Source organism: Actinomyces viscosus, from assembly GCF_900637975.1.
Taxonomy (GTDB): domain Bacteria; phylum Actinomycetota; class Actinomycetes; order Actinomycetales; family Actinomycetaceae; genus Actinomyces; species Actinomyces viscosus.
Map to the genome: position 1 here is coordinate 1,836,022 of NZ_LR134477.1, position 10,866 is coordinate 1,846,887.

At 68.0% G+C, this 10,866-nt stretch carries 8 protein-coding genes; 2 read left to right on the forward strand and 6 right to left on the reverse strand.

Features of this window, described 5'->3' with window-relative positions; all coding sequences use genetic code 11:
• Nucleotides 1-1,212: 1,212 nt before the first annotated feature.
• Nucleotides 1,213-1,884, forward strand: a complete 672-nt coding sequence (locus EL340_RS07825) for an HNH endonuclease signature motif containing protein (RefSeq protein WP_126414142.1) — start codon at nt 1,213-1,215, stop codon at nt 1,882-1,884.
• A 14-nt stretch (nt 1,885-1,898) separates the two neighbouring features.
• Here the strand turns inward: EL340_RS07825 and EL340_RS07830 are convergent, their stop codons facing one another.
• The gene (locus EL340_RS07830) at nt 1,899-2,141 is read right to left on the reverse strand and encodes a hypothetical protein (protein WP_126414143.1); all 243 of its coding nucleotides are present in this window, start codon (nt 2,139-2,141) and stop codon (nt 1,899-1,901) included.
• A gap of 218 nt (nt 2,142-2,359) precedes the next feature.
• Between EL340_RS07830 and EL340_RS07835 the strand changes: the two genes are divergently transcribed.
• Entirely contained in the window at nt 2,360-3,109 is a 750-nt protein-coding gene (locus EL340_RS07835; RefSeq protein ID WP_197722279.1) for a transposase family protein, read from the forward strand.
• Here the strand turns inward: EL340_RS07835 and EL340_RS07840 are convergent.
• The 5 genes from EL340_RS07840 to nuoL form a co-directional block, all read right to left on the reverse strand.
• Nucleotides 3,080-4,378 (reverse strand): OmpA family protein, encoded by a 1,299-nt coding sequence (locus EL340_RS07840; RefSeq protein ID WP_126414144.1) that lies wholly within the window; start codon nt 4,376-4,378, stop codon nt 3,080-3,082. The genes EL340_RS07835 and EL340_RS07840 overlap by 30 nt on opposite strands.
• 172 nt (nt 4,379-4,550) lie before the next feature.
• Complete coding sequence (locus EL340_RS07845) at nt 4,551-5,657, reverse strand: polyprenyl synthetase family protein (protein WP_126414145.1); 1,107 nt, start codon at nt 5,655-5,657, stop codon at nt 4,551-4,553.
• Entirely contained in the window at nt 5,654-7,261 is a 1,608-nt protein-coding gene (gene nuoN / locus EL340_RS07850) for an NADH-quinone oxidoreductase subunit NuoN (RefSeq protein WP_126414146.1), read from the reverse strand. The genes EL340_RS07845 and nuoN overlap by 4 nt, the downstream gene beginning before the upstream one ends.
• Nucleotides 7,258-8,850, reverse strand: a complete 1,593-nt coding sequence (locus tag EL340_RS07855) for an NADH-quinone oxidoreductase subunit M (protein ID WP_126414147.1) — start codon at nt 8,848-8,850, stop codon at nt 7,258-7,260. Before EL340_RS07855 ends, nuoN begins: the two co-directional genes overlap by 4 nt.
• A gap of 15 nt (nt 8,851-8,865) precedes the next feature.
• Entirely contained in the window at nt 8,866-10,860 is a 1,995-nt protein-coding gene (gene nuoL / locus EL340_RS07860) for an NADH-quinone oxidoreductase subunit L (RefSeq protein WP_126414148.1), read from the reverse strand.
• Between the last annotated feature and the right edge of the window lie 6 nt (nt 10,861-10,866).

Consider the following 10,866-nt stretch of genomic DNA (forward strand, 5'->3'; position numbering starts at 1 on the left):
CCGACGCCATCACCAGCATGACCCTGGCCACCCTGCGGGCCAGCCAGCAGACCGCCTGCCAGGAGGCCCCGAACCAGTCCGGTTCGCGCGCCGCAGAGCAGCAACAGTCAGACTGGGGGCGTCCCGACCATCCCAGCGCTTGCCTACGTCCGCAGGGCGCTCTGGGCGGGGACGCCGGCGATGCGGGCAGCGGCCTGGAGGGCTCGAGCTTGTCCGGGAGCTCGGGCGCGTCGGTTTCTTTCCCAGCGGTCCCAACGGGTTTCCCGGCTGTTCGAGGTTCTTGGGCGGGTTGTGCGGCGGCGGGTTCTCACGGCAGCACCGGTACGCGCGCCAGTGCCCCTGTCAGCCACGGCAGCCCCGCCGGCGGGTGTGCCAATATTCATGGCGGCGCCTACTGCAGCACCCATGGCAGCGCCTGTGGCCGGGGCTGTGGTGGCGGGTCAGGCACGCCGCCCGATCCCAACGGTCCGGTATCCGGCGCGATGGGAGATTCTGGCGCGGTGGCGGCCGGCTCGGCAGCCACCGGGGCGATCGGCTCGGGGCGGTTGCTGCCCGACGGGGTGCCCCTGGAAGGACTCCTCAGCGCCTTGAGCTCCCTGGTGGGATCCACCAGCCCCTGGTGGAGACCCTCACCCACCGGGCGCCTGCCCCTGCCCAACAACATCCGCATCAACGTCAACGTCACCGTCCCCCTGACCAGCCTGGTACCACCAGCAGACCCCACCAGCAGCGGCGGCGATCCCGGCGGCGGAGACGGCGACAGTGGTCCCGGTGGCGGTGGTCTTGCAACCGCGCCTGAGCTCACCGACCGACAGCCGCCCCAGACCACCAGCAGCGGCAGAACCCTGCCCACTACCGGTGGCAGGAGTCTGCCTACTTCCGGGCGGGGCGTTCCTGCTGCCCCAACCTCTTCGGTGCCCTCCCAGGGGCCCACCTGCCTCGTGCGGGCCGTCGAGGCCGAACCCGCTGCCGGATCCGTTGACCGGGTTCCTGTCGCAGTGCCCGCTGGGACTGCCCCGCACGCGACAGCACCCACCCCTACGCAGGCCGCCCCTGTCACCGGGGCTGCCACCACAGCCACCACAGCCACCGAGACCACCAAGCCCACCAACACCACCGGGCTCACTGATCCCGCCAACGCCACCGAGGTCACTGACCTAGCTGAGCCCGCTGACCCCGCCGAGGTTGCTGAGGTCTTGATCGGCGCCCGCGGTGCCGGCGGCCACTGCCTGGTGCCTGGCGGCTGGGGGTACCTGGAGGCGCCTGGTCACCGACCCGCTCAGCGGCACCGTCATCGACGTGGGCCGCAGCCGGTACCGTCCCCCGGCAGGCCTTGCCGACCTGGTGCGCGCCCGCGACCACTCCTGCGTCTACCCCACCTGCCAGACCCCCGCCCAGAGGTGCGACATCGACCACCTCACCCCCTGGAGCCAGGGCGGGACCACCAGCCTGGACAACCTGGTCACCCTGTGCCAGGCCCACCACCGCCTCAAGCACACCCCCGGATGGGCCCTGACCCGCAACGAGGACACCGGGGTGCTGTCCTGGCACACCCCCGACAAGACCGTCTACCAGCGCCACCCCGACGCCACCATCAACCGCCTCCCCAAGAAAGTCGGACCGCGCCAGCACTACCTCCCCGGCGCCCAGGTACCCACGACCCTGAGCAACCAGATCAGCCCCGAGATCATCGACCGGCTCAACACCGCCCTGACCAACACCCACAGCACCAACAACACCAACGACACCAACAGCCCGCTCCGGCTCACCACCCGAGGCCCCACCCCCGGCCAGAAAGCCGGAGACTACGAAACCACCCCCTACCCCCACGCCACCCACACCCTCGGACCCGCACCCCTCATCGACCAAGCCCCACCCTTCTAACCAGACCGGCGCCACTACGCATTGGTGACCGGGATGTCGGTGAGGCGGGCAGCGATTGCTTCACCAAGTATGTTCTGTCCTCCCGGCAGGTCGAGAACCACTACGTCCTGGCCAGTGTCCGGCCAGACAGCGGGGAGATGTCGATTCTCTCCCACTTTCAGCTTCGGAACGAAGGTGGATGTCACCGGATGATACACCTTCTCGGCATCCGGATAATCAGCAATGAAGACACGCGAACCACCACTGAGCAGAGTCATACTGCAAGACCCATCCAGCGTCCACCCATGACTCCGTACTTTAGAAATATAAGATGGCGGAGATAACAACCCCAATTCCAGCAACATATCGCTGGCAACACTGAAGGTTATTCAGGGGCGTGTATGGGGGTTTAGGGGTTCGGTGTGTTGAATGGGTGACGGCTCGTTGGTCTGAGAGAATCAGATTGCTACATGAAACCTCTCAGGAACGAGCCGTCATGGGTAAGGGTATCACAGGCCTGGACAGAACGCAGTTGAGCTGCCTGGTGGAAATGGTGCTGGGTGATACTGAGATCTCCTTGGCGCCAAGAATTCTTGGCCCACTGGCCGCGGTGCGGGCGACGTTGATGTATTTGCGCACCAACACCTCCCAGGAGGCGATCGCCGAGATCATGGGGGTGTCACAGCCGACGATCTCGCGGGCGATCTCGGTGGTCACCCGGATCATCGCCAGGGTCTTGGGGCCTGTGCTGGCGACCGTCGAGGAGGTCCCCCATGGGGGCGTGCACATCATCGACGGTACGCTCCTGCCGTGCTGGAGCTGGAAGGATCGGACGGACCTGTGGTCGGGCAAGCACAAGCGCACCGGCCTGAGCCTGCAAGTACTGGTCAGCCCCGCCGGGCGCCTGCGGTGGGCCTCAGACCCGCTACCGGGGGCCACCCACGACACCAAGGCCATCACCACCTCCGGTCTCTTGGAGGAGATCGACCCCTCCTGCTGCATCGCCGATAAAGGCTACATCGGAACCGGGGTTCTCACCCCCTACAAGAAACCTCCCAACAGTGAGCTCACCAAGGCCCAGAAGCAGGCCAACAAATCCCTAAATGAAATCCGGTATGTCGTGGAGAGAACCATCGCGCACATCAAATCCTGGAAGATCCTGGCCCACGACTACAGGCGCCCCCTGCACACCTTCAAAGAAACTATCACAGCCACCCTAGCCCTCTACGCCTACACCAACCCCTGAATAACCTTCACTGAACAGGAGTGTTCCAATCAGAAATTTTCCAACCCTGGTCACGCCACTCATCGACAGCCTCGCAGTCTTCCCGCCCATCGTCACATCCACGCCCTCGGGCCCCTTGCCCACCGGACCGGTAGCCTCCGGCAGTGCCGTCGACGACGGAGCCTCACTCGCACTCGGTGACGCACCGGCTTCGGCGGGCTTCGAGGGCGTCAGCGTGATCTCCACGCGGCGGTTGGCCTGCTTGTTCTCCTCGGAGTCATTGGGCACCCGAGGAGCAGACTCCCCTTTACCCGACACCGACTGCTTCCACTTCGACAGGTCCGTCAGCGTCTTGAGCCGCTCAGCCACCGCCTTGGCGCGACGCTCCGACAGATCCTGGTTGTGCGCATCATCAGCCACGTCATCCGTGTGACCCGTGATCGTCAGATCACCACCAGACGGATACTTCTTGATCTGCTCCACCACACTCGCCAACACACTGTCAGCCTGAGCCGAGAGCTGATCGGAGTCAGTTGCGAAGGTGACATCCCCGGCCACCGCCACCGTCGTCGACTTCTCATCCTGCTTCGTATCCGACGAACCATCAGCAGCCACCCTCAACCCCTCAAGCTTGAACGGACCGGAACTCTCTTGCGCCATTTCAGCATTGGACAGAGCATCGGCGACTGAGTAACTAACCTCATCAGCACCGACCACAGGCACACCTGTAACCACACCCAGGTTTGGCAGGAGTATCTCAACATTTTTAATACTGTCATCCGGAGCAGCAAAGACGGCAAACATCTCGACCTGCTTCTCCTTACCGATCCCATCAAGAACCCCATCACTGCTCTTATTCAGATCGGAGAACACCACTCCATTCTCCAAGGACATCATCAAGACACCTCTAAGCGAGTAAAATCCGTCCTCGGAAAGCGCCTGACTGAGCATCGGGGACGAGGACGATTCCGGCGCCTCCGAGTTCATGACGACGCCCAAGCGGACCACAGACTGCTTCCCCTTGACGACAACAGGCCCCACTTCAACATTCAGCGCAATACCCTCATACTCGGTCTCCAGCATCACACCACTCTGCGAGCCGGTCGACGTCGCCGCTGCACGAGCAGAGGTCGCAGAACCCGCCCCCTTCCCCGAGGCGGAGCCACTCTTTCTCAGCATCCCGCATCCGGCCAGTACGACACCCGCGCCGACCAGGGCGGGCAGGGACAGGACACTGCGGCGAGTCAGCTGGGCGCGGCGATCAGTCGACGGCGGCGTGAAGGACGGCATATCGGGGACCTTTCGGCACATCGGGAATATGTGCCCGCCAGGCTAGCCCTGCAAGCCCCACACGCACGATGGGCAGGTACCCGTCTCTCCCCATCGGCTCCCCATCCCCCTATGGGGAGTCATGGGTAGTCATGGGCAGTGACAGCGAGCTGCGTACCCCGACGGCGCCCTCTCAGGCGGCCCGGTCCACGAGAATGCGGGCGAAGTCCTCCATGGCGGCACGCACCTGGGTCACCCGCTCGCCGGCGTCGGCCACCGCGGCCGCGGCGGCCTCGCCCTCGACGCCGGCCTCGGCCAGGCGCCGTCGGGTCCCGCCGATGACGGCCTCCTCCAGACCCTCAAGTCCCTGAACCGCCTCCGCCGCCCAGGCCATGGCCATCTCGCGGGTGCGGGCCAGGACCGGGTGCTCCCGCAGCCGGGCGACGACGTCGGCCAGGAAGGCGTCGTCGGACAGGTCACCGGTGGACAGGCGAGAGAGGATCGCCTGGCCGGCGGCGTCGAGCTCACCGGCCGCCAGAGCCTTGCGCAGGAGCAGGACCGGCATGGTGTCCACGCCCTCGCGCAGGTCGGTGCCGGGGGTCTTGCCGGTGGTGGCCGAGTCGCTCATGAGGTCGATGACGTCGTCGGCCAGCTGGAAGGCCACCCCGATCTTCTCGCCGAAGTCCTCGACGATCCGCTCAGTGCGCTCCCCGGCGCCGGTGAGCATCGCCCCGTAGCGGGCCGAGACGGCGATGAGGGAGCCGGTCTTGTCCGCCAGGACCTGGATGTAGTGGTCCACCGGGTCGGTGCCCGAGGGGCGCGGCAGGGTCTCGTGCAGCTGCCCCATGCACAGGCGCTCGAAGGTCTTGGCATGGGCCATGACGGCCTCGGGTCCCAGGGCCGCCACGAGCTGGGAGGCGCGGGCCACGAGGACGTCGCCGGTGAGGATGGCGGCGGAGTTGCCCCATACGGTCTGGGCGCTCGGGGCGCCGCGGCGCAGCGGGGCCTCGTCCATGACGTCGTCGTGGTAGAGGGTGGCGATATGGGTCAGCTCCACGGCCACGCCCGCGTCACGGATCTGCTCGCCGGTGGCCAGGGCCGGGTCGCCGAGCTGGGCGGTCAGCAGGGCCAGGACCGGACGCAGACGCTTGCCCCCGGCCTCGGCCAGGTGCGAGGTCGGCGGGTTGATGGTCTCATCCGCACTGGTGACCACCTCCATGAGGCGGTCCTCGATGGCCTGGAGGGCGGGAACGATGCGCGCCTCCAGCTGGGGCGCGCTCAGCGGCAATGATCCGATCACGGAAGGAGCATAGCCGTACGGTCGAACAGGTCGAAGGCGGCCTGCGGCAGAATACCCAGCCCGATTGTGGCCATCACCGCAACACTGACCGCCAGGATGATCGGGCCGTTGCTGGCCACGACCACCGAGCGCTCGCCGTCGGGCTCATGGAAGAACATGAGCACGATGAGCCGCATGTAGAAGAAGGCGGTGACGGCCGAGCAGACGACCGCCAGCACCACGAGGGGCACCCCGTGGCCGCTCAGCCCGGTGGCGAAGAGACGGAACTTGGCCATGAAGCCGGCCGTCAGGGGCACGCCCGCGAAGGACAGCAGGAACACGGTCATGGCGCCGGCCGCCCAGGGGCTACGGCGTCCCAGGCCCTTGAAGGCCTCCAGATCGCCGTCCTCGCCGCCCACGGAGCCGTCGCGGTTGGAGCGCACCAGGGCGATGATGCCGAAGGCGCCCACGGTGGCCACCCCGTAGGTCAGGGCGTAGAAGCTGAGCGCGGAGATCGCCTCCTTGGAGTAGGCGAGGATACCGATGAGCATGAAGCCGGCGTGGGCGATGGCGGAGTAGGCGAGCATGCGCTTGACGTCGCGCTGGACGACGCCGACGACGGTGCCCACGAGCATGGTCAGCGCCGCCACGGCCCACAGGGCGGGCGCCAGGTCCCAGCCCATGGCCCCGGCGATGACGTAGTAGAAGCGCACGAGGGCCAGGAAGGCCGCGGCCTTGACCCCGGCGGCCATGAAGCCGGTGACCGGGGTGGGGGCGCCCTGGTAGACGTCCGGGCTCCAGGCGTGGAAGGGCACGGCCGCCACCTTGAACAGCAGGCCGACGATCACCAGCGTGAGACCGGCCAGGATGAGCCAGTCCTGCCCCTGCACGGTGCGCACCGCCTCGCCGAGGCTGCGGTAGTCGACGGCGCCGGCCACCCCGTAGAGCAAGGCCGAGCCCATGAGGAGGAAGGCGGAGGCGAAGGCGCCCAGCACGAAGTACTTCAGCGCCGCCTCCTGGCTGAGCAGCCTGCGGTGACGGGCCGTGGCCGCCAGGATGTAGAGGGGCAGGGAGATCATCTCCAGGATGACGAACAGCGTGATGAGGTCGCTGCTGGCCCCGAAGAGCATCATGCCGCCCAGGGAGAACAGGGTCAGCGGGAAGACCTCGGTGGTGGTCCACCCCGCCAGGAGGGACTCGCTCTCCTCCGCGCTGCCGGGCCGGTCGGCGGCCTGGGCCGCGAAGGCGCCGTCGCCGACGGCGGTGCGGTCGGCCATGACCAGGACGGCCAGCAGCCCGATGACCAGGAGGATGCCCTGGGCGGCGATCGAGAAGGGGTCCTCGGTCAGGCCCGCGGACATGCGGGCGCCCGGAAGGAAGCCCTCGGCGCCCTGGTAGCTCGCCTCGACGGCGGCCCCGGCGGCCTTGACCTCGTCCCAGCGCAGGAAGAGGGACACCCCGGAGGCCAGAATGGCCAGGACGCTCAGCGTGGCCTGGACGGCCAGGCGAGCGGGACGGGCGATGAAGGCCTCCACGAGGACACCCAGGACACCGGCTCCCAGGATGATGAGCACCGGCGTCAGAGCGTCCCAGTTGACGATCGGGGCAGTGTCTGAGGGGCTCACTTGGTGTTCCCTTCCGTAGCGGTGGAGGCGGTGGGCGCGTCGGCGGCACCGTCGTCATCAGGGGCGACGCCGGAGGCGGCGGCCTCCGGGGCCCGGCTCACCGTGAGCGTCACCTGCCGGGCGACGTCGTCGAGCGCGTGGGTGAGCACGGCCGGGGCCAGGCCGAGCGCGAGCATCGCGGCGATGATGGGGACCATGACGAGCCGCTCGCGCCCGTCGAGGTCAGGGCTGCCCACGCGCTCGGGAGCCGGCGCGCCGGTGAAGACCCGCTGGTAGGGCAGCAGCATGTAGACGGCCGCGATGACGACGCCGACGACGGCCGCACCGCCCAGGGCCAGCGAGACCGAGAAGGTGCCGGTGAGCACCATCCACTCGGGCACGAACCCGCTCAGGCCCGGCAGGGCGATGGAGGCCAGGCCGCACACGAGGAAGGTGCCGGCCACCAGCGGCATGACCCGGGCGATGCCGCCGAGCTCACTGATGGCGACCGTCCCGGTGCGCCGGGCCATGAAGCCGGTGACCAGGTAGAGCCCGGCGATGGACAGCCCGTGGGCCACCATGTAGACCATGGCGCCGTTGGCGGCCACCTGGTTGCCGATGAAGATCCCCAGGACCATGAAGCCGAAGTGGCTCACCGAGGTGTAGGAGATGAGCCGGTAGAGGTTGTCCTGGGCGATGGCGGCCAGGCCCCCGTAGATGATGGAGACGACCGCCAGGACCAGGACCACGGGCGCGGCCCAGCGCGATGCCTCCGGGAAGATCGGGATGACCAGGGTGATCATCCCGAAGGTGCCGATCTTGTCCAGGATGCCGATGAGCAGTACCGAGGTGCCCGGGGTGGCCTGCTCGGCGGTGTCGGGCAGCCAGGTGTGGACCGGGACGAGGGGCGCCTTGATGGCGAAGGCGATGAAGAAGGTCAGGAAGATCCAGTGCCCGGCGGAGGTCGACACGTGCAGGTTGGCGACCACCGAGTCGATGAGGAAGCTGGGACTGCCGTCCTTGGCGGAGTGCAGGTAGACCGCGATGACACCGATGAGCATGATGAGCCCGCCGGCCAGGGAGTACAGGAGGAACTTCAGGGCGGCGCGCTGGCGCCTGTCCCCGCCGAAGCAGCCGATGAGGAAGTACACCGGGATGAGCATCGCCTCGAAGCAGAGGTAGAACAGCAGCAGGTCGCGGGCCGAGAAGATGACGACGACGAAGAACTCCAGGGCCAGGACGAGCCCCGTGAACAGGCCCTGCCGGTCGGCGGGGACCTCGCCCCAGGAGGCCAGCAGGACCAGGGGGGTGATGAAGGCGGCCAGGAGCACCATGGCCAGGCCCAGGCCGTTGACGCCCAGGGCCCAGGAGGCGCCGATGGCGGGGATCCACGAGTAGGTGTCGGTCAGCTGGACCGTGCCGGCGTGGCCGAGGTCGAAGGCGCTCAGTGCCCACAGGCCCAGGACGAGGACGGCCAGGGAGAGCACCAGGCCCACGGCGCGGGCGTGGAGCCGGCGCAGCGGAGGGACCAGCCACAGCAGGAGCGCCCCGACCAGTGGCACGATCGCCATGACGGTCAGGACGGGCAGCGATGCGGGAAGAGTCGGCATGTGTCTCGTGTCCTCTCAGAACCTGGCAGCCAGGACGGCGATGAGTACGAGGACCGTTCCGGCCAGCATGTAGCCGGCGTAGGAGCGCACGTACCCGGACTCGGTGCGGCGGGTCAGGCGCCCCACGGCACCGGTTCCCGCGGCGGCGCCCTCGATCGCGCCGTCGACGACGTAGCGCTCGACGGCGTCGGTGGCCAGGACGAGTCCCTGACCGGTGCGCATGGCCAGGGCCTCGTTGACGGCGTCCTGGTACATGTCCTTGCGGGCGGCCTCCACCAGGACGTTGGCGGGCTGGAGGACAACGGGCACCGGGCGGCGCACGTACATCCACCAGGCCACACCGACGCCGACGACGACCAGGGCGAGGGTGGCGCCCATGATGACGGTGGCCGGCAGGACCGGCTCGCCGTGCTCGGCGTGGCCGGTGACCGGCTCCAGCCAGGTGACGAACATGTTGTTGTAGGTCAGCAGCCCGCCCAGGCCCGCGGAGAACACGGACAGGATGATGAGGGGCAGCGTCATGAGCCAGCCGGACTCGTGGGGGTGGACCTCGCCCTCCAGGTCCTTGTCCGTGGTCCAGCGCCGCTGGCCGTGGAAGATCATGAAGAACAGACGAGACATGTAGAAGGCGGTCAGGCCGGCGCCCAGCAGGGCGATGGTTCCCAGGATCCAGGGCTTGGCGCCCTCGCCGACGAAGGCGGCCTCGATGAGACGGTCCTTGGACCAGAACCCGGAGAAGGGCGGCACCCCCAGGATGGCGAGCCAGCCGATGCCCATGGTGACCCACGTGATCGTCATGGCGCTGCGCAGGCCGCCGAAGCGGCGCATGTTGACCTGGTCGCTCATGGCGTGCATGACCGAGCCGGCCCCCAGGAAGAGCTGGGCCTTGAAGAAGCCGTGGGTGAGCAGGTGGAAGATGGCGAAGGCGTAGCCGATCGGGCCGAGCCCGGCGCCCAGCATCATGTAGCCGATCTGGCTCATGGTGGAGGCGGCCAGGACCTTCTTCATGTCGTCCTTGGCGCTTCCGATGACGGCTCCCAGCAGCAGGGTGATGGCGCCGACGACGGCGACGGCCATCTGGGCGTCCGGGGCGCCCTCGAAGACGGCGGCGGAGCGGACCATGAGGTAGACGCCGGCAGTCACCATCGTGGCGGCGTGGATGAGGGCGGAGACCGGCGTGGGACCGGCCATGGCGTCACCCAGCCAGGCCTGGAGCGGGAACTGGGCGGACTTACCACAGGCTGCCAGGAGCAGGAAGAAGCCGATGGCGGTGAGCCAGCCGGTGGCCACCGAGCCGTCGAGGGCGGCGGCGGAGACGGCGTCGAAGGAGACCGAGCCGACCTGGCCGACCATCGTCATCATGGCCAGCAGGAGGCCGACGTCGCCCACGCGGTTCATGACGAAGGCCTTCTTGGCGGCGGCCGCGTTCTCGCGGCTGGTGACCTGCTCACCCTGGGGGGCGTCGGCGTCGGCCGTGTTCCAGAAGCCGATGAGCAGGTAGGAGGCGAGCCCCACGCCCTCCCAGCCGACGAAGAGCACGATGTAGGAGTCACCCAGGACCAGGGTGAGCATCGCGGCGATGAAGAGGTTGAGGTAGGCGAAGAAGCGGCGCCGGTGAAGATCATGGGCCATGTAGGCCACCGAGTACAGGTGGATGAGGAAGCCGACGCAGGTCACCAGGGTCACGAAGGTCAGCGACAGCGGGTCCAGGCGCAGGCCGACGTCGATGCTCAGGTTGCCGGCGGTGAACCAGTGGTAGAGGGGCAGCTCGATGACGCGCTCCTCGGCGGGCAGGCCCAGGACCTGCAGGAGGATGCCCACGCCGAGGCAGGCGGTGGCCAGGGAGGCGGCAAGGCCCAGCCAGTGGCCCCAGGCGTTGGAGCGGCGACCGGCCAGCAGCAGGAGGGCGGCCGAGGCGGCGGGTACGGCGATGAGCAGCCACGCCCAGGAGGCCGGGCCGGTGGCCTCGGTCAGGGGCGTCACGACGGCGGTGACAGGAGCGGGAAACATGTCGGT

Excerpts from the sequence above, each read along its gene's own strand:
- EL340_RS07830 (WP_126414143.1), bottom strand. The coding sequence starts at position 2,141 with ATGACTCTGCTCAGTGGTGGTTCGCGTGTCTTCATTGCTGATTATCCG.
- EL340_RS07835 (WP_197722279.1), top strand. The coding sequence starts at position 2,360 with ATGGGTAAGGGTATCACAGGCCTGGACAGAACGCAGTTGAGCTGCCTG.
- EL340_RS07840 (WP_126414144.1), bottom strand. The coding sequence starts at position 4,378 with ATGCCGTCCTTCACGCCGCCGTCGACTGATCGCCGCGCCCAGCTGACT.
- EL340_RS07855 (WP_126414147.1), bottom strand. The coding sequence starts at position 8,850 with ATGCCGACTCTTCCCGCATCGCTGCCCGTCCTGACCGTCATGGCGATC.
- nuoL (WP_126414148.1), bottom strand. The coding sequence starts at position 10,860 with ATGTTTCCCGCTCCTGTCACCGCCGTCGTGACGCCCCTGACCGAGGCC.